Below are 21,022 nucleotides of genomic sequence, written 5' to 3'. Positions count from 1 at the left end.
ATGACGGCATGAATATTGAAGAATTCACCTCTGGACTGGCGGAAAAAGGGATCTCCCTTTCTCCTCGTCAGCTGGAGCAATTTGAGCTGTATTACGATATGCTGGTTGAGTGGAATGAAAAAATCAATCTGACTTCGATTACAGAGAAAAAAGAAGTGTATCTGAAGCATTTTTATGATTCCATTACAGCTGCATTTTATGTCGACTTCAATCAGGTGAATACGATTTGTGATGTCGGAGCGGGAGCGGGTTTTCCGAGTCTGCCGATTAAAATATGTTTTCCGCACCTTCATGTCACAATCGTAGATTCATTAAACAAACGAATAACATTTTTAGAAAAGCTGTCTGAAGCTTTACAATTGGAGAATACGACATTTTGCCATGATAGAGCTGAAACATTCGGGCAACGGAAGGACATACGGGAAAGCTATGATATCGTGACAGCGCGAGCGGTTGCGAGACTATCTGTTTTAAGCGAGCTTTGTCTGCCTCTGGTGAAGAAAAACGGTTTATTTGTTGCTTTAAAAGCCGCATCTGCTGAAGAAGAATTAAATGCGGGGAAAAAAGCAATCACAACGCTTGGAGGAGAACTGGAGAATACCTATTCCTTTAAGCTGCCTATTGAAGAAAGCGATCGTAATATTATGGTGATACGCAAGATTAAAAATACACCTAAGAAGTATCCAAGAAAACCGGGAACTCCTAATAAATCGCCAATTGAAGGGTAATTTAGACAGCCTGATATGACAATACCATCATATTTTCTTCAAAATTAATGACGGTACAGCAGGAAAAACCATGAGAAAATAGAATTATAAAAATGGCAGTTTTTAAAGGTGGTGTAGGTACATGAAGCATTCATTCTCTCGTTTCTTCGGGCTTGGTGAGAAGGAACAGGAACCGGAGATTGCTGAACATGAGACAAACAAAGAAGAGATTCTTGAAATACCGGTAAATGCTATCGTTCCCAACCGTTTTCAGCCACGCACCATTTTCTCAGATGAAAAAATCAAAGAGTTAGCAATGACCATTCATACACACGGCATTATTCAGCCGATTGTTGTCAGGCATACAGAAGAAGAAGGCCAATACGAACTCATTGCAGGTGAAAGACGCTGGAGAGCAGTGCAATCGCTCGAGTGGGAAAAGATTCCGGCCATTATTAAGGATTTTTCCGACACGGAAACCGCTTCTGTGGCGTTAATTGAAAATTTGCAGCGGGAGGAATTGTCTTCGATTGAGGAAGCGCATGCCTACGCAAGGCTCCTTGAGCTTCATGATTTAACACAGGAAGCACTGGCGCAGCGTTTAGGAAAAGGACAGTCAACGATTGCGAATAAGCTGCGGCTATTAAAGCTGCCTCAGCCGGTTCAAGACGCAATCATGGAGAAGAAAATCACTGAGCGTCATGCCAGAGCGCTGATTCCCCTGAAACAGCCTGAGCTCCAAGTCACACTGCTCACAGAGATAATCGAGAAAAGCTTAAATGTAAAGCAGACAGAAGACCGCGTGGTTAAAATGCTGGAGCAAGGCCAGAGAAAACCAAAGCCTAGACGCAAAGCGTTCAGCAGGGATACTAGAATTGCAATGAACACGATTCGCCAGTCACTGTCAATGGTCGAAGACAGCGGTGTAAAATTGAATACGGAAGAAGAAGAATTTGAAGAATATATTCAACTGACGATTCGCATACCAAAATAAAAGCTCTCCTGCTGTCCAGGAGAGCTTTTTCGCTAAAAGGAAATTAATTACTTTTAGCTGCGGTTATTATATTAGAATTCTTTTCTTTGAGCTGCTGGATAAATTCTTCCGTGTCTTTTGGAGAAATGACTGCATGTCCCCAGCCTCCCCGATAATAAATTGTAATCGCATGTCGTGATCCAATAAGCCGAAAACCTGACCACAGCTTCTTTTGTTGAATCACTTTGTCGATTTTTTCATAAGGAATTTGATATTTGATCAATCCGGCTTTAATGATCAAACGGTGCTCCTTCAATACATATTTCAGATCAATGAAACTCCAAATGATGAGCACATTTAAGAGAGTCAGAAGAACAAAAATGATCGAGCCGGATATCCTCATATTTCCCAGCACAAAAGGAACTATGGCATCTACTTGTATCAGTAATATGAGAAACACAATCATAAGAGTAACGGGTGCATCTCTTTTTGTTTTGTAAACCATATGATCACCGTCCTGTTTGTACTTTCTTTATTGTAACTTCTTCTTTTTTTCTATTTAAAATCCCTTTTTTAAGTCAAAAAAACATATAAGGATTAGAATTTATAAGAGAAAGCAATAAAGCGCTGATTGAATTTTCAAATATTCCCTTCTGATAAAAGATAAAATGATGAAAAAAGTGAAACGCTTTAATCTTTTTTTGATAAAATAGAAACATGACAGTACATGTTCATGTGAAAGTAGGTGACATCGTGGGAAAAATCATAGCAATTACGAACCAAAAAGGCGGAGTCGGAAAAACAACGACGTCTGTCAACCTTGGAGCATGCTTAGCTTACATAGGGAAAAGGGTTCTGCTGGTAGATATTGATCCGCAAGGGAATGCAACGAGCGGATTGGGGATTGAAAAAGCCGATGTAGATCAGTGTGTGTACGATATTTTAGTAGATGATGCAGATGTAATAGATATTATTAAAGCAACTTCAGTAGAGAACTTGGATGTGATTCCTGCGACGATACAGCTTGCAGGAGCTGAGATCGAGCTGGTTCCGACAATTTCAAGAGAAGTAAGACTTAAGAGAGCGCTTGAAGCAGTGAAGCAGAATTATGATTATATTATTATTGATTGTCCTCCGTCATTGGGATTGCTGACAATTAACGCGTTGACTGCTTCAGATTCAGTTGTCATACCTGTACAGTGCGAATACTATGCCTTAGAGGGACTGAGCCAATTATTAAATACAGTACGTCTAGTGCAAAAGCATTTGAATACTGATTTAATGATTGAAGGCGTATTGCTGACGATGCTTGATGCCCGGACAAATCTTGGCATTCAAGTGATTGAAGAGGTGAAAAAATACTTTAGAGATAAAGTATATCAGACTGTTATTCCGCGTAATGTCCGTTTGAGCGAGGCACCGAGTCACGGTAAACCCATCATTTTATACGATCCGCGATCAAGAGGAGCGGAAGTATATTTAGATTTAGCAAAGGAAGTGGCTGCGAATGGCTAAAGGCCTTGGAAAAGGGATTAATGCGTTGTTTAATCAGGTTGATTTGTCTGAAGAGACAGTTGAGGAAATCAAAGTTACCGATTTACGCCCTAATCCTTATCAGCCAAGAAAACACTTTGACAACGAAGCGCTAGCTGAGCTAAAGGAATCTGTGCTGCAGCATGGCATTCTCCAGCCGCTTATCGTCAGAAAATCTTTAAAAGGCTATGATATCGTTGCGGGTGAACGGCGCTTTCGGGCGGCAAAGCTTGCAGGATTAGAAACTGTTCCAGCGATTGTCCGTGAATTATCAGAGGCGTTAATGAGAGAAATTGCTTTACTGGAAAACCTTCAGCGTGAGGATTTATCACCGCTGGAAGAGGCTCAGGCTTATGACTCTTTGCTTAAGCACTTAGATGTTACGCAAGAGCAGCTTGCAAAACGTCTAGGAAAAAGCAGGCCGCATATTGCCAACCATTTAAGATTGCTGACACTGCCTGAGAACATTCAGCAGCTGATTGCGGAAGGCACGCTCTCTATGGGGCATGGCCGCACACTTCTTGGTTTGAAAAATAAAAACAAGCTTGAACCGCTTGTGCAAAAAGTGATTGCAGAACAGCTTAACGTTCGCCAGCTTGAGCAGCTGATTCAGCAATTAAATGAGAATGTTCCACGTGAAACAAAGAAAAAAGAACCTGTGAAGGATGCGATTATCAAAGAACGGGAATCGTATCTCCAAAATTATTTTGGTACAACAGTAAATATTAAGAGACAAAAGAAAAAAGGCAAGATCGAAATTGAGTTTTTCTCCAACGAGGATCTTGAACGGATCTTAGAGCTTTTATCAGAACGAGAGTCGTAATGAAAGAAAACCATCTCTATTGAAGATGGTTTTTGTTTTATAATCGTCCTGTGAGTCTTTGCAGCGGACTAAGCCGTTCCTGCCTCCACTCTGTTCGATCTGTTAAACTCAGTCCTTCAGCAAGAACATTTGCCATACTCATGACCAAGTGAAGCCTTGTATTTTGTAAAACAAAGTACTCCATGAAACCGCTCACATTTACAATTCCGTTCACATGGAGATCGCCTACCTCAGGAAGATCCTTCTGTACACCGGCCCCAGGCTTTAAAGGACCCTCTCCGATTTGGAATGAACCTACGCTTTTCACACGCCCTAAGCATGCATCCACCGCTATAATAAATGGGTTTTTATGTAATTTGTGAATTTCCATTAATTTGTCCTTCATATTTACAGCATGCACGGGATCAGACAGGGTGCCGTAGACGTGGAATCTGGTGAGCTGCATCTGTTTGAGTTTCATTCCTACGAGCGGGCCTAATGAGTCACCAGTTGAACGGTCTGTTCCGATACAAACCACAACAATTGGTCTGCCGGCAGCTTTACGTAAGGATGAAGAAAGAATCGTTTGTATTTGTTTTGCTGCAGCTTTATCTGTATGTGAAACATATTGCTTTACTCGTTCCTGAGAAGAAAAAAGCCCGCCTTTTCGATTCATAGGTTTCACTTCCTTGTTAGGTATCGGAATTGCTAGGGATGTGTTTTTTTGGTATGTAAGGTTGTTTACATTATATCCAGCAGTTAGGTTTTTTATGCTTTGTGTCTGTTTACGGATTTTTGAATACAGAGAGGAGATGATAGAGGTTGTTTACAAGTATTGTGTCGCAGCGCTTCAGGTGACGCAAGATTTGGTCTGCTGTCTAACTTGGTTATGGTTCTGGTAATGAAGCAATCATGTGAATACGGAACGCCTAATGAAGTTTACAATGATCGAAGGATTGAAATTGACTTCTAATACCGGGATTTTTGAATTTTTGGCATTGAGCCTGTCGAACATTTATTTTAGGAAGTATCAGGATAGCTTGGTGGAGAAAGTGGAGAATGGAATTCTGTATTTTGACTGCCTGTTTAGGCGGTCTTTTTTTATGTGTATTTTGTATGATAATTTCACTCCAGTCATTATTTTTTGTTTTTCTATGAAAATAGGCATTTTTGTTATTAGCGTTTTATATAGTAACAATAACGGAAACAAGCTGAACTCTGTACCTATGAGGTGATAATGTTGTGGAGAGCCGGAATGAGGTGGATGCTCCTTATATTGGGCAGTCTGATCGGCGCCGGATATGCAAGCGGTCAGGAGATATGGCAGTTTTTTGGCGCAGAAAGCGGACTGGCTATTGTGCTGTTTACAGTAATGTTCATTTTCTCGTCTTATATTGTGATGAAAATCAGTTTTAAGGTTCAATCCACTCACTTTCTGCCGGTTCTTGAACATTTAATGGGACCGTGGCTGGCGAAAATTTATGATATTCTCATTGTCTTTTATTTATTTTCTACAACCATGGTGATGATCGCAGGAGGCGGAGTGACGCTGCAGATGTACAAGCTCCCTTTTTGGTGGGGGATTGCGCTGCTGTGCATCGTGACGGTTTGTTTGTTTTTTTGGGATGTGAATGGGATTTTATCTGTGAATGCCATTTTAATTCCTATTTTAGTAGCGGGTCTGCTGTACGCGTTATTTTCATTTCAGAGCACTCATTACCATACGTGGACGATAGATTTGAGCCGGCAGTATAACTGGCCTGCCAGCATTACGTTTACTTCTTTAAATATTCTTTCGGTGGTCGCGATTTTATCGTCTGTCGGGAAAGAAATGAAAGGGCTGGGGGAAGCTAAAATCGCCAGTGTGGCCAGCGGTCTTATTTTTGGCGTGATCTCTTTTGTTTATAATGAAACATTAGTGGAGCTGGCGGGCTCCCTTTCTCAATTTGAAATTCCGCTGTTTGCCGTTCTGGAAGGCGCCCCTTATTTTCTTTTTTTATGTATGACTGCGGTGCTGTGCCTTGCGATATATACGACGACAGTGGCTGGTTTATTCGGATTGTCCAGTCGGCTCATGGCATTTCTAAACATGCCGAGATGGATGATTGTATTGATTCTGTTAGTGTTGATGGTGCCTTTTACTTCTTTCGGTTTTTCCGATTTAATCGCTTTTCTGTATCCCATTTATGGAATGCTGAATCTTTATCTATTAGTTTGTTTGCTGTTATATCCTATTTTAAGTAAATGGAAATAAGAGGATGTTCTTCTTTTTGGGTATGATGATTGCTCTAGTGATCAGTTTTTTTGTACAATAGATTCAGCAGTTTATGAAGAGAGGTGAAGGGTCTTGGCGGATAAAGACTTTGGCCTGAAAGATATTGTAGAAATGAAGAAACCGCACCCATGCGGAGCAAACAGATGGAAAATCATACGTATGGGAATGGATATTCGGATTAAGTGTGAGGGTTGCTCTCACAGTGTGATGATTCCCAGAAAAGAATTTGAAAGAAAAGTAAAAAAAGTACTGGTCAAGCATGAGGAGCCTACTTCATAAAAAGGCTGACACTCATGCTTTTTCATATAGAAGGTAAGGAGAAGACGGCGATGAGCAAAGTGCATCAGTCAGCATGCCCTCTGAATTGCTGGGACAGCTGCGGTTTTGTGGTGACTGTTGATGACGGAAAGGTAACAAAAGTGGACGGAGATCCAAACCATCCGATTACAGAAGGAAAAATCTGCGGCCGCGGCAGAATGCTAGAGACGAAAACAAACTCGCCTGATCGGCTTCGCTATCCGATGAAGAAACAAAATGGCGAGTTTGTGCGGATTTCCTGGAAGCAGGCTCTTGATGAAATTGCCGATAAACTTCGGGACATTAAGGAGACGTCAGAAACAACAGCAGTTTTGCACAGCCATGATTACGCCAATAACGGTTTGTTAAAAGCGCTAGATCAGCGTTTTTTTAATGCGTATGGCGGTGTGACAGAGATTGTCGGAAGCATTTGCTGGGGCTCTGGTATAGAGGCGCAAAGCTGGGATTTCGGCCGGTCGTATGGGCACGGGCCGCTTGATATTTACAACAGCAAACACGTCGTTGTGTGGGGCAGAAATGTATCAAGGACAAATATGCACCTTTATCACCATTTGCAGCAGGTAAAGAAAAAGGGCGCAACACTGACGGTGATTGATCCGATTTTTAATCCGACTGCAAAACTGGCTGACCGTTATATTTCTGTAAAGCCGGGAATGGATGGCTGGCTTGCCGCGGCTGTTTTGAAGGTTCTGATCGAGACGGGAAGAACGGATGAGGATTTTATTTCTCAGCATTCTGTCGGGTTTGATGATGTAAAAGAGCTTTTGAGTACCGTTTCTTTAGAAGAATTTACTGAGAAAACAGAGACAACAATGGAGGAGCTGGAGTTTCTTGCTGGTCTGTATGCCGATGGCCCTGTGTCTACTTTTATGGGGCTTGGTATGCAGCGGTACAAAAATGGCGGCGGGACGATTCGCTGGATTGATGCGCTTGTTGCGGCAAGCGGAAACGTTGGTATTAAAGGCGGCGGCGCAAATTTTGGCAATGTCCAGATTGGTGAAAGCTTTGCAAAAACAAAGCTGACAATGCCGGAATTAAAAACGACATCACGTTCTTTTTCAATGATGACACAGGCTGAAGAGGTTTTAACTGCTGCTGATCCTGCGATCGAGATGATTATCGTGACATGCGGGAACCCGCTGACTCAGGTGCCAAATACAAATAAAGTAAGAAAAGCATTTGAAAAGGTTCCGGTGACCGTAGCGATTGATTCCATCATGACCGATACGGCAAAGCTGTGCGACTATGTTTTGCCGACTGCCACTGTTTTTGAAGAAGAGGATATTTACTATTCTAGTATGTACCATCATTATGTTCAGTATGGGAAGAAGCTGGTGGAACCGCAGGGCGAAGCGAAGCCGGACAGATGGATTTGGGCAGAGCTTGCAAAACGCCTTGGGTTTGGAGAGCTTTTTGAACACAGTCCTGAAGCATTTTTGGAGATGGGGCTTTCTTCATTAGAGGCTGACGGTGTAACGCTTGAGCGCCTAAAAGAAAAAGGCCATCTCCCGCTTCCGGTTAAACAGGTGCCGTGGGATGACTTTAAATTTCTGACACCAAGCGGTAAATTTGAGTTTACTTCGTCTTTAGGTGAAGAAAAAGGATTTAGCGGTGCACTTCAATTGGATGTGCCTGAGGAGTCTGTTTACCATAACGAAGAACTTGCCGAAAAATACCCTTACACGCTTTTGTCTATTCATCCGCAGCGCTCTAATCATTCACAGCATATTCCGTTCATCGAGAAGCTTCAGCACATACACGTCGATATTTCTTCAGACATAGCAGCTGAGCAGAATCTTCAGGATGGAGACGAGGTTGTCATTTTCAATGATCGGGGCCGTTTGAATGGCAAAGTGAAAGTGATGAAACAGGCTCATCCGAAGACGATAAATATAGATGAAGGCATGTGGGCGGCTTTTGGCGGCTCCGTCAATACGCTGACAAATGATACAAATTCTGATAATGGAATGGGAAGTACGCTTTTTGACTGTTTAGTGGGCTTGAAAAAAGCATAATGAGAAGGTTCAGCAGGCTGAAGATGCTTTTTTGTCAGCTTGTCTTTTCCAGTGAACCTCCTTATAATTGCTCTAGGTTCAAAATACGTTAATGCAATGACGGTTTTATATAGAGGAGATGAAAGAATGGCTTTAACAGCTGGAATTGTCGGTTTGCCGAACGTCGGGAAATCAACATTATTTAACGCAATTACACAGGCCGGTGCCGAATCAGCCAACTACCCGTTCTGTACAATTGATCCGAACGTGGGAATTGTAGAAGTACCAGACGATCGTCTGCAAAAGCTGACTGAGCTTGTCCAACCAAAGAAGACTGTGCCGACTGCTTTTGAATTCACTGATATTGCAGGAATCGTAAAAGGTGCGTCAAAAGGAGAAGGTCTCGGTAACAAATTCCTTTCTCATATTCGCCAAGTTGACGCAATCTGCCACGTTGTCCGTGCTTTTTCTGATGATAATATTACACACGTTTCCGGTAAAGTTGATCCGATTGATGATATCGAAACGATCAATCTTGAGCTGATTCTCGCTGATATGGAAACAGTCGAGAAGCGGATTACACGTGTCAGCAAGCTTGCAAAGCAAAAAGATAAAGAGGCTGTGTTTGAGTTTGACATTTTGTCTAAACTGAAAGAAGCGTTTGAGAATGAAAAGCCTGCTCGTTCTGTTGAGTTTACTGAAGAGCAGCAAAAGCTTGTAAAGCAGCTTCATTTGCTGACGTCAAAGCCTATTTTGTATGTTGCGAACGTAAGTGAAGATGAAGTGGCTGATCCGTCTGGCAATGAATATGTAGCGAAGATTCGTGAATACGCTGCCGGCGAAAACGCAGAAGTCATCGTCGTTTGTGCGAAGATTGAATCCGAAATCGCTGAGCTTGAAGGCGATGAAAAGCAAATGTTTCTTGAAGAGCTGGGTATTGAAGAGTCAGGTCTTGATCAGCTAATTAAAGCATCTTACTCCCTGCTTGGGCTGGCAACATATTTCACAGCCGGTGAACAGGAAGTCAGAGCTTGGACATTCAAAAAAGGCATGAAGGCCCCTGAATGCGCTGGAATTATTCATAGTGACTTTGAGCGCGGCTTCATTCGCGCTGAAACGGTTGCCTATGAGGATCTTCTTGCGGGCGGCGGCATGGCAGGAGCGAAGGAAGCCGGAAAAGTCCGTCTTGAAGGTAAAGATTACGTGGTAAAAGACGGAGATGTAATTCATTTCCGATTTAATGTATAGGATGCAGTTGTAAAGGGACAAGAGCTTTGGTATAATATAAAATTGTGAGTAATAGAATTATTGCTCCTTGCCCATTACGGGCCGCTTAGTCCAAAAGGAGGTGCAAACAGATGAGAAAGTACGAAGTTATGTACATTATCCGCCCAAACATTGACGATGAGTCTAAAAAAGCAGTTATCGAGCGTTTCAGCAACGTTCTGACTTCTAACGGTGCGGAGATCACTGGAACAAAGGATTGGGGTAAACGTCGTCTTGCTTACGAAATCAACGATTTCCGCGACGGTTTCTACCAAATCGTAAACGTTCAAGCTGATGCTGCGGCAGTTCAAGAATTTGACCGTCTAGCTAAGATCAGTGACGATATCATTCGCCACATTGTTGTTAAAGAAGAAGAATAAGCAATTTTGAAATATAATGGTAAAAGGTGGTCTTTCTTATGCTTAACCGAGTTGTATTAGTCGGAAGACTGACAAAAGACCCAGAGCTTCGTTATACGCCAAACGGTGCGGCTGTTGCCACGTTTACTCTTGCTGTGAATCGTACATTTACGAACCAGTCTGGAGAACGTGAGGCCGATTTCATTAATTGTGTCACTTGGAGAAGACAAGCCGAAAACGTTGCAAACTTCCTGAAAAAAGGAAGCCTTGCAGGCGTAGATGGCCGTTTACAAACAAGAAACTATGAAAACCAGCAAGGGCAGCGTGTCTTCGTGACCGAGGTCCAAGCTGAAAGTGTTCAATTTCTTGAGCCGAAAAGCGGCGGCGGTTCTGGTTCAGGTGGATACAACGAAGGAAACAGCGGCGGAGGCCAGTACTTTGGCGGAGGCCAAAATGATAATCCATTCGGGGGAAATCAAAACAACCAGAGACGCAATCAGGGGAACAGCTTTAATGATGACCCATTTGCCAACGACGGCAAGCCGATTGACATCTCGGATGATGATCTTCCATTCTAATGAGAATATCGCTAAATTGACAAAGAAAGGAGGGAAATGACAATGGCAGGAGGACGCAGAGGCGGTCGTGCGAAGCGCCGTAAAGTGTGTTATTTCACTTCTAACGGCATCACGCACATCGACTACAAAGATGTAGATCTTCTTAGAAAGTTTGTTTCTGAGCGCGGTAAAATTTTACCACGTCGTGTAACTGGAACAAACGCTAAATACCAACGTAAATTGACTGCAGCGATCAAACGCGCTCGTCAAATGGCTTTACTTCCATACGTAACTGGTGAGTAAGCTGATACGTAAAGAGCAAGGACCTTCGGGTTCTTGCTCTTTTTTATAGGGGGATAAAAAATGAAGCTCATTTCTTGGAATGTGAATGGCCTGCGGGCTGTCATGAGAAAAATGGATTTCCTCTCTTACTTGAAAGACGAGGATGCCGATATTGTATGTCTGCAGGAGACAAAGATTCAGGACGGCCAAGTGGATCTTGAGCCAGAAGGCTACCACGTATATTGGAACTATGCAGAGAAAAAAGGATATTCCGGCACGGCTGTTTTTTCAAAACAAAAGCCGCTGAAAGTCATGTATGGCATTGGAATAGAAGAGCATGATCAAGAGGGCAGAGTGATTACGCTGGAATTTGAAAACATGTATGTGATGACCGTTTACACGCCTAATGCAAAAAGAGGACTGGAACGCATCGATTACCGTTTGCAGTGGGAAGAGGCTTTATTAGCGTTTATTCTCGAATTGGACAAGAAAAAACCCGTTATCCTGTGCGGTGATTTAAATGTGGCTCATCAGGAAATTGATTTGAAGAATCCAAAAGCAAACCGGAATAACGCGGGTTTTTCTGATCAAGAAAGAGAAGCATTCACTCGTTTCTTGGAAGCCGGCTTTATCGACTCATTCCGTTATTTATATCCTGATCTGGAAGGCGCATATTCCTGGTGGTCGTATCGTGCGGGGGCTCGGGACAGAAATATCGGCTGGCGTCTGGATTACTTTGTTGTTTCTGAGCGGCTTAAGGGGCAGATTGAAGATGCCAAGATATCAGCACAAGTCTTGGGCTCCGACCATTGTCCTGTTGAACTTACGATCAATATATGACGTGATAGCAGTAAGGATTGATCCTTACTGCTTTTTTATGATGAAAAAGGAGAAAGAGATGGCAAACATAAAAGAGATTGCGAGATTGGCGAATGTATCTGTTTCGACTGTGTCACGCGTGCTGAATCATCATCCGTACGTGTCTGAAGAAAAAAGGAAGCTGGTGCATCAAGTCATGGAGGAATTAGACTACACACCGAATCGAACTGCGATCGACCTCATTCGCGGCAAGACGCAAACGATCGGTGTAATCCTGCCTTACAGCGATCACCCTTGCTTTGATAAAATCGTAAACGGCATCACAAAGGCGGCATTTAGACATGAATATGCAACAACCCTCCTCCCTACCAACTATAACCCCGACATTGAAATCAAATATTTAGAGCTGTTAAGAATGAAAAAAATAGATGGCCTCATTATTACATCACGAGCCAATCACTGGGACAGTATAATAGCCTATCAAGAATATGGACCGATTATCGCTTGTGAAGATACTGGAGACATGGATATTCCTTGTGCTTACAATGACAGAAAAGCAGCCTACATAGAAAGCTTTCGATATCTAAAGAATCGCGGACATGAGAATATCGCTTTTACTTGCGTGAGAAGCGCCGACAAGAGCCCGAGTACGGCGGATAAAGCAGCGGCTTATCAGGCCGTCTATGGCAGCCTGGAGGACCGCCATATGCTGACCGGCTGCAATCATATGGACGACGGAGAGCAGGCGGGTGCGTATTTCTATACAAGCGGCCGGGCTCCAACAGCTATTTATGCAAACAGTGATGAAGTGGCAGCGGGAATTTATGTATTTGCCAAAAAGAAAGACTGGGATGTTGAGATCATTGGAGAAGGACATTCCTCTATCAGCCGTGCCCTCTGTTTCCCATCGCTTGACCTGAATCTTGAGCAGCTGGGCACCGCAGCATTTTCGTTATTTTTGCAGGAACATCCCATAGATATAAAAATTCAGCATCAATTCATGAAAAAAAGCTTGAACTGAAATGCATTTCATCCCTTATAACTTCATTGAAAGACAAAGGAGGAGGAAGACATGCATATTGAGCACACGGCCATCTGGGTCAGAGATTTAGAGCGAATGAAGGCTTTTTATGAAACGTATTTTAATGGCAAAGCCAATTCTCTTTATCATAATGAGAAGAAAGATTTTAAGTCGTATTTTATGACGTTTGATTCCGGAGCAAGGCTGGAAATCATGAAAAAAGGAGATGTGACTGATCAGCCGACACAAACGATGACAGGCTGGGCGCATATCGCTTTTTCCACTGGAAGCAAAAAGAATGTTGATGAACTGACAGAAAGGTTAAAGCAGGACGGATTCGCTGTAGTAAGCGGTCCAAGGACGACAGGGGACGGCTACTATGAAAGTGTAATTGAAGATGAGGAAGGAAATTTAATAGAGATTACAATTTAACATCTTGGAGTGAATTGAATGCTGACAGAAAAAGAAAAAATGGCAGCCGGAGAATTATACAACTCGGAAGACCGTGAATTATCACTAGAGCGTAAACATGCGAGAAATCTGATTAAACAATATAACGAATCACCAGAAGACGAGTCAGTGCGAACGGAGCTTTTGAAAAATCTGCTTGGTTCGATCGGTGATCAAGTCACCATTTTGCCGACATTCCGCTGTGATTACGGCTATCACATTCATATGGGGGATCGTACATTTGTTAATTTTGACTGTGTCATTCTTGATGTGTGTGAAGTTCGTATAGGATGTGATTGTTTGATAGCTCCAGGGGTGCATATCTACACGGCTGGTCACCCTCTCGACCCGCTTGTTAGGAAGTCGGGGAAGGAATTCGGTAAGCCTGTTACAATTGGAGATAATGTTTGGATTGGCGGGCGGGCAGTGATAAACCCGGGAGTGACGATCGACGATAACGCGGTGATTGCTTCGGGTTCCGTAGTGACAAAGGATGTGCCTGCGAATACGGTTGTAGGAGGAAACCCTGCGAGAAAGCTGAAGGAATTGAATTGAAATCAGTGCGGTTAAACGCCGCACTGACTTTTTATATCTGCTTGGCATTCGTATTGGGACCAAAGCAGATTAACAAAATGGAGCATGCGAGCCAGCAGCCGCCTATAAAGAAAAAGACACTGACATAGCCGAGCTGAACGGCGATAAAACCGACGAGCAATGATCCGAAGATGTTCGAAAAGCGGCCGAGACCATAGGCTAAACCGCTGCCTGACGAGCGATACTCTGTTGGGAAAGGCTCAGATGTATACGCATATAAGTTTGATGTGAAAACCCGCTCCGTAATATTAACGATGAAACCAAACACGATAATCATGATGGGAATGAAGGTCATGCCATATAAAAGACCTGCGATGGCAGTCAGAAACGCACTGGCGGCCAATATCCATTTTCTCTGGAATTTTTCAGAAATCATTGAACCCAGCAACGCGCCGAGCGGAGCGCCGACCGAGTGCAATACGTTATACCATAATGTATTTTCCATTGTGACCCCGTTGCTTTTTAGCAAGCTGGGGACCCAAGAGGCAAAGCCATAGAATCCAAAGGTTTCAAAAATCCATACCGCGGATAACACAATGGTTATTTTCAGGTTTCTCCCCTTTAATAATCCTGCGTAACCCGCATGTTGTACTTGTCCGCTTGCGGTCTGCGGCACCGGAGCAGGAAGCGGGCCTTTTTCTTTTTCAACGCTTGCTTCAATCCTTTTCAGGATGGCATCGGCTTTTTCATATTCACCGCGATTTTCATGCCAGCGGGGTGATTCCTCCAGCCGCCGAATAAAGAAGAAATAAATAAGACCAACAGCGCCCCATACAAAGACAAGTCTCCATCCCCAAGAGCCGAGCGGAATGACAAAGGCTGATACGATATTGGTGATCGGAACGCCGATCAATCCGATCATGGCACAGAAAGAAATATACTTTCCGCGAACACTTGAAGGGAAAAATTCTGCTAAATAGCTATTGGTGATGACCATGGCAGCTGCGACGCCAAATCCAGTGAGGAAACGAAACGCCATTAAGGATGGGATGTCCCAAGCCGCGGCGTTACATAGCGATGCGATTGAAAAAACGAAGACAAATAAATTCAAGGCTTTTTTTCGGCCGATTCGATCTGAAAGCCGTCCCCCAAGTGATGCTCCCAAAAACATGCCTAGAAACGAAGCAGCCGTTACATTGGCTATGGTTGAAAGCTGGACGCCCCAATGCTCGATCAGCGCCGGCGCTACATTGCTGAGGGTAAATAAATCCGCAAGATCAAAGAAGTAAACAATGCCGAGAGCGGTTAATACTTGGAAGTGGACACGTGAAATCGGGAGGCGGTCTAAACGGTTTGCCGCGTTTGAAAAAGGATGTGCATGTTTCGGTTTGACGCCCGTATTCATAAAAAACCCCCTTTTTTAATAGCGGGAGAAAGCCTGAACATTCTCCTCTTGGCACTATTATAAGTACCTGGAATCATTGGGAACAGTGTTCAAATCACTAGATGGAAGAACTAAATTCACACTTTTCGCCTTAATTTTGCTTAAAAGATTTCCAAAACAGTAGATTAATAGACCAAATTATGCAAATATATAGTAATATTCTCATTGAAAGGAAGAGTCATAGAAGGAATGAATTCATTTATCCGTCCTCTAGAAGGAAACAATACATTGTGGAGATATTTTTTCTCCTTTTTGGTGATGGTTGGCTTATTCTTTTTTGGAAGCATTGTTTATGTCTTTATGATGTTATTGACTGCACTTTTAAGTCCGAATATTGCGTTTGATGTGGATACAGGAATGTTAACCGATTCTTTGGCTGATCTGTTTTTAACTCATATCGTTTATATATTTGCAATCCCAGGGGTTTGGCTGGCGGTGCGCTTTATCCTGAAACGTCCGTTTCGGTCAGTCATTACACCGCATGCAAAAATCAGCTGGCGCAGCATTTTCTTTGGCTTTATCGCTTATTTCTTGCTGATGGCTGTGGTTCAAGGGATTGATTATGCGGTTCATCCGGCGAAATACACTTTTCAGGATTTTGACGCCTCTCGTTTTCTGTGGCTGCTTGTGGCATCTCTGTTATTGGTGCCGCTCCAGACTTCTGCGGAAGAACTGTTTTTCAGGGGATTTCTATTGCAGGCTTTTGGAAAAGTGATAAAGAACCCTTTTATATTGACGCTGATTGTCGGCGGTCTATTTGGGGCTGTACACTTTGGCAATCCTGAAATGAATAATGGCGCTTTTTGGGCAGGCATTGAGTATGTAACAATTGGGATTCTTTTAACGTATTATACGGTTAAAACAGGCAGCCTTGAAATTTCACTTGGTGTGCATGCCGCGAATAATATGTTTTTATGTCTTTTTATTACTGAAAAAAACAGTGTATATGGAGATATTCCTTCATTATTTGCCATCACACGGGGAAATTCGATGTGGGAGACTTTCTTTACCGTTGTCATTAATCTTTTATTTGCATTTATCGTTGTACAATACCATAAGAGATCAAAAAGAAAGCAGCAAGGTGTTTAATCCCTGCTGCTTTCTAATGTTTGTAAGGCTTCTTCTATGTCTGTTGTCGGCTGCTGGCAGGCGAAATTTTCACAAATATACACGGTTGTTTGATCGTCTATGATGCGATAGTCAGCCGCGAACGTTGCAATGCCTTTGCACTGGTCGGGATGTTCTGCCACCAGGATGGAATCGTTTGGATTAAAGGCCTTTTGAAGCGCGCTTGTGATCTGTTTTCTGTCTGGATCGTCCGGGCACCCGAAAATCACAATTTCCTTTTTAGGCGTCATCTGTTTTAACACACTTTGCATAAAGAAAGAGTGGCCGCTCGGGTATGCCTCGATTTCAGGCTTGAACACGGAAAACATCGTTTCGGCTTTTTCAATCAGCGACAAATCGCCTGTGGCTTGCCCGAGGCGCAGGAGCTGAACGGCTGCCACGCTGTTTCCTGAAGGCACGGCGCCATCGTACACTTCTTTTTCTCTGACAATTAATGCTTCTGCATCATGTCCGGTAAAGTAGAATCCCCCATGCTCCTCGTCCCAAAACAAATCGATCATATCGTTTGACAGCTTCTTCGCTTTTTCTAAATATGATAGATCAAACGAGGCTTCATAGAGATCGAGATAAGCCCATAAGAGAAAGGCATAATCGTCGATAAATCCTTTGTTTTTCACTTCGCCGTCACGATACCGAACCATCACCCGGCCGTCGATGATTACATTGTTTTCAATAAAGGTGATAGCGTCTTCAGCCAAGCTGAGGTATTGGGGTTCCTGGAATACCTTTGCCGCTTTAGCAAGACCCGCAATCATCAGCGCGTTCCATGAGGTGAGCACCTTATCATCGACATGCGGATACGTTCTTTTTTCACGCGTCTTTAACAGCTTCAATCTTGCATCTTCAAGCTTGCGGCTGAGCTCTTCTTCGGTTAAGCCGCTATCCGCTTTGATTTGATCCCGCTTGGTATGAATGAGATTGGGAATGTTTTTGCCCTCAAAGTTTCCTTTTTCTGTGATGTCATACACGCTGCAATACAGCGTACCGAGATCCTCTCCGAGCGTCTTCAAGATCTCTTTTTTTGACCACACGTAGTACTTTCCTTCTTCGCCTTCTATATCCGCGTCTAAAGCCGAGAAAAAGCTCCCGTCTTCATGGGTCATTTCCCGTTGAATGAACGTAATAATCTGCTCACAAATGTCTTTGTACCGGCTGTTTTGCGTGACTTGATAAGCTTCGGTATAAGCTGTCAGCAGCAGCGCATTGTCATACAGCATTTTTTCAAAGTGAGGGACGAGCCACTCATCATCGGTCGAATAGCGGGCAAACCCATAGCCGATATGGTCATAGATGCCTCCATTTGCCATGCTGTCCAGTGTTTTCGTGACGTTGTACAAAGCGTTTTCCTGCCCCGTCGTGTGATAATAACGAAGAAAATACATGAGCATATGAGGCATAGGAAATTTCGGCGCCTTCCCGAAGCCGCCATAGATTGTATCGAAACCATTGGCAAGCTGCTGGAATGTCCGGTGAATCGCTGATTCGCTCAACCCCTCGCTTGTTTTAGCTGCTGTTTTTGTCTGTAAATGGTTAGCGGCGTTTTCTGCAATATCCTCGACATGCTCACGATCATTCGCAAACGTTTCAGAAAGATGCTCAAGCACATCAACAAAACCGGGACGATTGAATTTGCTCGTCTTTGGAAAATATGTACCCGCGTAAAACGGCTTCTGATCAGGCGTGATAAACACATTCAGCGGCCAGCCGCCCTGTCCGGTCATCAGCTGGCAGATTCTCATATAAACAGAATCCACATCCGGCCGCTCTTCCCGGTCGACTTTAATCGCTACAAACCGTTCGTTAAGAAGGCGCGCAATTTCCTCGTCCTCAAAGCTTTCATGAGCCATAACGTGGCACCAGTGGCAAGTCGAATAACCGATGCTGACCAGAACCGGCTTGCTTTCGCGTTTTGCTTTTTCGAAGGCTTCTTCTCCCCAGGGATACCAGTCTACTGGATTATAAGCGTGTTGAAGCAAATAAGGGGATTTCTCTGCGATTAATCTATTGGGCTTATTGTTAGTGGGCATTGGATCACCTTCTTTCATTTGATATATGTAGATTAAATACATTCGTTAATATAACACTTTTTTTGAATTTTAATTCTTTTAACGTTTGAGCTTATTTATATGATCTGCCCAACTATCCGATATTTCATGCCCCATTGGTTCAAACTGTTTTCCGATATCGCATAACAGTTTATATGTTTCTGACTCTAACTTTTTAAGACGTTTTGTATGAGTACCATTTAATGCATTTTTTTCAGCATATTTTTCGTATTTTTGTTGTAACTGTATAGCGTTTTTGATGTATTTGGTGTTTTTTGTTCCTACTTTATCTAATAGGTCAGCATAGCTTAAAGTCGTGTATGCAAAATTTAACCCTTCCATTTTTAAAAGTAAGAAATACAGTTTAGTAAATAATAAAATGCCTTCGATTTTCTTTTTTATATTCGGTGAGTAAACACCTATTTCTTTACTTATCTTAATGTAGTCTGTTATGAATATGTCACACAATTTTATAGTTTTATCTATCGAGAGAAACTGCTTGCCTAATTTGTTAGTTGATTTGATATCCTGGTATTGCATTATTAACTCTAGATTCGCATATTTGAGGTTATCACCTATTAAAGAAAATGCTTCTAAGAATAATTTTTCGGGATTAAAATAATCATCTTCGTCTGCGAAATCTTCTTCATCCTTATAGTTGAAAATGATATCAGTTTGTTTATCGATTTCTTTGTAAAGATAGTTTGTTACATGATGAATTGTAGGAGAATACAGGTTTTGAAAACTTTCTTTTTTCTGTTTAAGGTCTTCCCTTTTTTGAGAGTAACGATGAGAAAAAACTTGTCCTAAAAAAGCGGCGGTGAGTGTGCCGGCAACTGTAAAAACGGTTCCCCATTGAATACCCCAATCAAGCCCAACAAGCCAATTCATACTGTAGTACCCCATTTCTGATTTTATGAATTTATAATTGTTAATCTGTTTTGGTTTATTGCTATATTTGGTGAAAGAAGATTCATATGTCTTACTTTATGTTCCACAATGGGTACAGGGAGTTGAAAAAAAGAGGCTATTTGATTTAGTGTCCAGTTTTGTAATTGTGACGCTTCATTAGTCAGAACATAATCAGGTAAAAGTAATTCAGTTGCAAAGATGTTCGCCTGATGTTCTAACTTCTCACCTAGAACTAGAGAGCAGTTTTCCATTTTGAATGTGTTTAAGTTTTTATGGAGAAAATAATGCCCTAGTTCATGAGCGATTATGATTTTGGTGTTTTGGTATTTTTGATTTACCTGTATTAAATAATGATGATGTTTTTTGTAATATTGAAGAAAGCCTTTGATGCTACCTAAATTACTTTTTAAGATTGAAATGTTGAGGTTGCCGCATATTTCGTAGACATCGTTTGTTCCGTGTTCCTGAATAACTCTTTCTGCTTTATTTTTGATATTTTTTGAAGTATAGATAAGAATCACTCTTTCTTTTTCATTGCGTCAACGAATTTCATTCCATTGATTAATGCCTGTTTGATTAAGCGAGCAGTTTCCTCATCAATATCCCCGTCCTTCATAAAAAGGAGAGTTTCTTCATTTTTTAATTCTTCAATAGCTTCATTTAATGTTTCATCCAGCTTGGACATATTCTTTGGTTTACGTCCTAATAGATAATCCGTTGATACATCGTATAAATCACTTTTCCACTAAATAAATTCCCTCTTTTAGTTCGATAACCTAACTGGTTTAGATTTATAGCAATATTATCGACACCCATTCCATCTAAAACCAACTGAAAAGCCAACTTGACACCCTTTGCCCGTTCTTTATCAATTACCACTCTTTTTTCTAAAGGGTTATAAATATAACCAAATGGCGGGGTTCCGTTTGACCACCTGCCTAACTTTGCACTATCCTTTTTTCCTTTCCTTAGCTGCGCCTTTATATTTTCATACTCCCAGTTATTTACGAACCCAGTGAACTTTAACGCTTGCAAATCTTCTTGGATTTCTAAGTCATATATACGCTCACTATCGGTAACAAAGAGGACATCTTCTTGTCTTAATAAACTCATAAATTTAGGTGTTTCAGCATCGTCTCTAGTAACACGTGTAAGGTTAACAGATAAAACAGCATCAAAAAGGTTTTCTTTAATTTCGCAGATCGTTTTTTGATACTCTGGTCGATTTTCATCCATTGAACTGCCAACTTCTTGAAACAATTTGATCTCCCAGTTGTTTTTTTCTGCAATATCTAATAAACGTTTTCTGTGTTTTGCTAGAGTTTCTTCAGTCTCTTCGCCTTCGTTATTGCGGGATTTTCTGAGGTAAATGGCGACTCGTTTTATTTTGTTTTTCAGTTCCATATTAACCCATCCTAACTTGTTAATATAATGTTATAATAACAGAAATTTCATGATAATTACGTTTGTTAAGGTTTATTGGATAACTGTTAACTTATAAATTTTTTGAGGAAGTAATGGATAAGGAAACATTGAAGGCAGAATATAGACACGATAACTAATTGTTTTGACTCCGATGTATTCAACAGTTAACGACAATATC

At 42.0% G+C, this 21,022-nt stretch carries 24 protein-coding genes; 16 read left to right on the top strand and 8 right to left on the bottom strand.

Annotated features, from left to right (window positions below; all coding sequences use genetic code 11):
• Window positions 1-8 precede the first annotated feature (8 nt).
• Together rsmG and noc are read left to right on the top strand one after the other, a co-directional pair.
• Window positions 9-728, top strand: a complete 720-nt coding sequence (rsmG, locus tag HC660_RS20880) for a 16S rRNA (guanine(527)-N(7))-methyltransferase RsmG (RefSeq protein ID WP_010332667.1) — start codon at window positions 9-11, stop codon at window positions 726-728.
• Between the two features lie 121 nt (window positions 729-849).
• Window positions 850-1,701: a nucleoid occlusion protein gene (noc, locus tag HC660_RS20875; protein WP_003219249.1), complete on the top strand. Its 852-nt coding sequence runs from the start codon at window positions 850-852 to the stop codon at window positions 1,699-1,701.
• A 43-nt stretch (window positions 1,702-1,744) separates the two neighbouring features.
• On the opposite strand, the gene HC660_RS20870 is transcribed toward noc, so the two are convergent.
• Window positions 1,745-2,185 carry a PH domain-containing protein gene (locus HC660_RS20870; protein ID WP_168749327.1) on the bottom strand — a complete coding sequence of 147 codons (441 nt, stop codon included), beginning with the start codon at window positions 2,183-2,185 and terminating at the stop codon, window positions 1,745-1,747.
• A 248-nt stretch (window positions 2,186-2,433) separates the two neighbouring features.
• Here HC660_RS20870 and soj point away from each other — a divergent pair, with 248 nt between their 5' ends.
• Together soj and spo0J are read left to right on the top strand one after the other, a co-directional pair.
• On the top strand, window positions 2,434-3,195 hold the full coding sequence (soj, locus tag HC660_RS20865) for a sporulation initiation inhibitor protein Soj (protein WP_010332665.1): 762 nt from the start codon (window positions 2,434-2,436) through the stop codon (window positions 3,193-3,195).
• A complete protein-coding gene (gene spo0J, locus HC660_RS20860) occupies window positions 3,188-4,036 on the top strand; it encodes a stage 0 sporulation protein Spo0J (RefSeq protein WP_168749326.1) in 849 nt (282 codons plus the stop codon). Before soj ends, spo0J begins: the two co-directional genes overlap by 8 nt.
• A 37-nt stretch (window positions 4,037-4,073) precedes the next feature.
• Here spo0J and yyaC read toward each other — a convergent pair whose 3' ends face one another.
• Window positions 4,074-4,691 (bottom strand): spore protease YyaC, encoded by a 618-nt coding sequence (yyaC, locus tag HC660_RS20855; RefSeq protein WP_168749324.1) that lies wholly within the window; start codon window positions 4,689-4,691, stop codon window positions 4,074-4,076.
• A 561-nt stretch (window positions 4,692-5,252) separates the two neighbouring features.
• Here yyaC and HC660_RS20850 point away from each other — a divergent pair.
• The 11 genes from HC660_RS20850 to HC660_RS20800 all read left to right on the top strand — a co-directional run bounded on the left by HC660_RS20850 (window position 5,253) and on the right by HC660_RS20800 (window position 13,911).
• Window positions 5,253-6,269 carry a YkvI family membrane protein gene (locus tag HC660_RS20850; protein WP_168749322.1) on the top strand — a complete coding sequence of 339 codons (1,017 nt, stop codon included), beginning with the start codon at window positions 5,253-5,255 and terminating at the stop codon, window positions 6,267-6,269.
• Between the two features lie 93 nt (window positions 6,270-6,362).
• Window positions 6,363-6,569 carry a DUF951 domain-containing protein gene (locus HC660_RS20845; RefSeq protein ID WP_010332661.1) on the top strand — a complete coding sequence of 69 codons (207 nt, stop codon included), beginning with the start codon at window positions 6,363-6,365 and terminating at the stop codon, window positions 6,567-6,569.
• Between the two features lie 50 nt (window positions 6,570-6,619).
• A complete protein-coding gene (locus HC660_RS20840; RefSeq protein WP_168749320.1) occupies window positions 6,620-8,623 on the top strand; it encodes a molybdopterin-dependent oxidoreductase in 2,004 nt (667 codons plus the stop codon).
• A 126-nt stretch (window positions 8,624-8,749) separates the two neighbouring features.
• The gene (ychF, locus tag HC660_RS20835; protein ID WP_010332659.1) at window positions 8,750-9,850 is read left to right on the top strand and encodes a redox-regulated ATPase YchF; all 1,101 of its coding nucleotides are present in this window, start codon (window positions 8,750-8,752) and stop codon (window positions 9,848-9,850) included.
• A 110-nt stretch (window positions 9,851-9,960) separates the two neighbouring features.
• Entirely contained in the window at window positions 9,961-10,248 is a 288-nt protein-coding gene (rpsF, locus tag HC660_RS20830; protein ID WP_010332658.1) for a 30S ribosomal protein S6, read from the top strand.
• A gap of 38 nt (window positions 10,249-10,286) precedes the next feature.
• Complete coding sequence (gene ssbA, locus HC660_RS20825; RefSeq protein ID WP_010332657.1) at window positions 10,287-10,805, top strand: single-stranded DNA-binding protein SsbA; 519 nt, start codon at window positions 10,287-10,289, stop codon at window positions 10,803-10,805.
• A 42-nt stretch (window positions 10,806-10,847) separates the two neighbouring features.
• Entirely contained in the window at window positions 10,848-11,087 is a 240-nt protein-coding gene (gene rpsR, locus HC660_RS20820) for a 30S ribosomal protein S18 (protein ID WP_010332656.1), read from the top strand.
• Between the two features lie 60 nt (window positions 11,088-11,147).
• A complete protein-coding gene (gene xth / locus HC660_RS20815; protein ID WP_168749318.1) occupies window positions 11,148-11,906 on the top strand; it encodes an exodeoxyribonuclease III in 759 nt (252 codons plus the stop codon).
• A gap of 58 nt (window positions 11,907-11,964) precedes the next feature.
• Window positions 11,965-12,906 carry a transcriptional regulator CcpB gene (locus tag HC660_RS20810; RefSeq protein WP_168749316.1) on the top strand — a complete coding sequence of 314 codons (942 nt, stop codon included), beginning with the start codon at window positions 11,965-11,967 and terminating at the stop codon, window positions 12,904-12,906.
• 51 nt (window positions 12,907-12,957) lie between these two features.
• Window positions 12,958-13,338, top strand: a complete 381-nt coding sequence (locus HC660_RS20805; RefSeq protein ID WP_168749314.1) for a VOC family protein — start codon at window positions 12,958-12,960, stop codon at window positions 13,336-13,338.
• Window positions 13,339-13,356: 18 nt separating this feature from the next.
• Window positions 13,357-13,911 carry a maltose acetyltransferase domain-containing protein gene (locus HC660_RS20800; protein WP_168749312.1) on the top strand — a complete coding sequence of 185 codons (555 nt, stop codon included), beginning with the start codon at window positions 13,357-13,359 and terminating at the stop codon, window positions 13,909-13,911.
• A 31-nt stretch (window positions 13,912-13,942) separates the two neighbouring features.
• Here HC660_RS20800 and HC660_RS20795 read toward each other — a convergent pair whose 3' ends face one another.
• Window positions 13,943-15,295, bottom strand: a complete 1,353-nt coding sequence (locus tag HC660_RS20795) for an MFS transporter (protein WP_168749310.1) — start codon at window positions 15,293-15,295, stop codon at window positions 13,943-13,945.
• 228 nt (window positions 15,296-15,523) lie between these two features.
• Here HC660_RS20795 and HC660_RS20790 point away from each other — a divergent pair, with 228 nt between their 5' ends.
• The gene (locus HC660_RS20790; protein ID WP_168749308.1) at window positions 15,524-16,423 is read left to right on the top strand and encodes a CPBP family intramembrane glutamic endopeptidase; all 900 of its coding nucleotides are present in this window, start codon (window positions 15,524-15,526) and stop codon (window positions 16,421-16,423) included.
• Here HC660_RS20790 and HC660_RS20785 read toward each other — a convergent pair.
• The 5 genes from HC660_RS20785 to HC660_RS20765 form a co-directional block, all read right to left on the bottom strand.
• A complete protein-coding gene (locus HC660_RS20785; protein ID WP_168749306.1) occupies window positions 16,420-18,489 on the bottom strand; it encodes a thioredoxin domain-containing protein in 2,070 nt (689 codons plus the stop codon). The genes HC660_RS20790 and HC660_RS20785 overlap by 4 nt on opposite strands.
• Before the next feature lie 78 nt (window positions 18,490-18,567).
• The gene (locus HC660_RS20780; RefSeq protein ID WP_060399965.1) at window positions 18,568-19,398 is read right to left on the bottom strand and encodes a hypothetical protein; all 831 of its coding nucleotides are present in this window, start codon (window positions 19,396-19,398) and stop codon (window positions 18,568-18,570) included.
• Window positions 19,399-19,421: 23 nt separating this feature from the next.
• Window positions 19,422-19,940: an ImmA/IrrE family metallo-endopeptidase gene (locus HC660_RS20775; protein WP_168749304.1), complete on the bottom strand. Its 519-nt coding sequence runs from the start codon at window positions 19,938-19,940 to the stop codon at window positions 19,422-19,424.
• Window positions 19,937-20,104: a hypothetical protein gene (locus HC660_RS20770; protein ID WP_178938637.1), complete on the bottom strand. Its 168-nt coding sequence runs from the start codon at window positions 20,102-20,104 to the stop codon at window positions 19,937-19,939. Before HC660_RS20770 ends, HC660_RS20775 begins: the two co-directional genes overlap by 4 nt.
• Before the next feature lie 17 nt (window positions 20,105-20,121).
• Window positions 20,122-20,823, bottom strand: a complete 702-nt coding sequence (locus tag HC660_RS20765) for a recombinase family protein (protein ID WP_244956478.1) — start codon at window positions 20,821-20,823, stop codon at window positions 20,122-20,124.
• Window positions 20,824-21,022: the final 199 nt, after the last annotated feature.

This window comes from Bacillus mojavensis (assembly GCF_012648005.1).
In the GTDB taxonomy this organism is placed as follows: Bacteria; Bacillota; Bacilli; order Bacillales; family Bacillaceae; genus Bacillus; species Bacillus mojavensis.
Note: the sequence above shows the minus strand (reverse complement) of the source record. Positions and strands in the feature narration are given on the sequence as shown.

Bases quoted from the DNA above. Each gene is read 5' to 3' on its own strand.
- rsmG (WP_010332667.1), top strand. From the start codon at position 9: ATGAATATTGAAGAATTCACCTCTGGACTGGCGGAAAAAGGGATCTCC.
- noc (WP_003219249.1), top strand. From the start codon at position 850: ATGAAGCATTCATTCTCTCGTTTCTTCGGGCTTGGTGAGAAGGAACAG.
- HC660_RS20870 (WP_168749327.1), bottom strand. From the start codon at position 2,185: ATGGTTTACAAAACAAAAAGAGATGCACCCGTTACTCTTATGATTGTG.
- spo0J (WP_168749326.1), top strand. From the start codon at position 3,188: ATGGCTAAAGGCCTTGGAAAAGGGATTAATGCGTTGTTTAATCAGGTT.
- yyaC (WP_168749324.1), bottom strand. From the start codon at position 4,691: ATGAATCGAAAAGGCGGGCTTTTTTCTTCTCAGGAACGAGTAAAGCAA.
- HC660_RS20850 (WP_168749322.1), top strand. From the start codon at position 5,253: ATGTTGTGGAGAGCCGGAATGAGGTGGATGCTCCTTATATTGGGCAGT.
- HC660_RS20840 (WP_168749320.1), top strand. From the start codon at position 6,620: ATGAGCAAAGTGCATCAGTCAGCATGCCCTCTGAATTGCTGGGACAGC.
- ychF (WP_010332659.1), top strand. From the start codon at position 8,750: ATGGCTTTAACAGCTGGAATTGTCGGTTTGCCGAACGTCGGGAAATCA.
- rpsF (WP_010332658.1), top strand. From the start codon at position 9,961: ATGAGAAAGTACGAAGTTATGTACATTATCCGCCCAAACATTGACGAT.
- ssbA (WP_010332657.1), top strand. From the start codon at position 10,287: ATGCTTAACCGAGTTGTATTAGTCGGAAGACTGACAAAAGACCCAGAG.
- rpsR (WP_010332656.1), top strand. From the start codon at position 10,848: ATGGCAGGAGGACGCAGAGGCGGTCGTGCGAAGCGCCGTAAAGTGTGT.
- xth (WP_168749318.1), top strand. From the start codon at position 11,148: ATGAAGCTCATTTCTTGGAATGTGAATGGCCTGCGGGCTGTCATGAGA.
- HC660_RS20810 (WP_168749316.1), top strand. From the start codon at position 11,965: ATGGCAAACATAAAAGAGATTGCGAGATTGGCGAATGTATCTGTTTCG.
- HC660_RS20805 (WP_168749314.1), top strand. From the start codon at position 12,958: ATGCATATTGAGCACACGGCCATCTGGGTCAGAGATTTAGAGCGAATG.
- HC660_RS20800 (WP_168749312.1), top strand. From the start codon at position 13,357: ATGCTGACAGAAAAAGAAAAAATGGCAGCCGGAGAATTATACAACTCG.
- HC660_RS20795 (WP_168749310.1), bottom strand. From the start codon at position 15,295: ATGAATACGGGCGTCAAACCGAAACATGCACATCCTTTTTCAAACGCG.
- HC660_RS20790 (WP_168749308.1), top strand. From the start codon at position 15,524: ATGAATTCATTTATCCGTCCTCTAGAAGGAAACAATACATTGTGGAGA.
- HC660_RS20785 (WP_168749306.1), bottom strand. From the start codon at position 18,489: ATGCCCACTAACAATAAGCCCAATAGATTAATCGCAGAGAAATCCCCT.
- HC660_RS20780 (WP_060399965.1), bottom strand. From the start codon at position 19,398: ATGAATTGGCTTGTTGGGCTTGATTGGGGTATTCAATGGGGAACCGTT.
- HC660_RS20770 (WP_178938637.1), bottom strand. From the start codon at position 20,104: ATGTCCAAGCTGGATGAAACATTAAATGAAGCTATTGAAGAATTAAAA.
- HC660_RS20765 (WP_244956478.1), bottom strand. From the start codon at position 20,823: ATGGAACTGAAAAACAAAATAAAACGAGTCGCCATTTACCTCAGAAAA.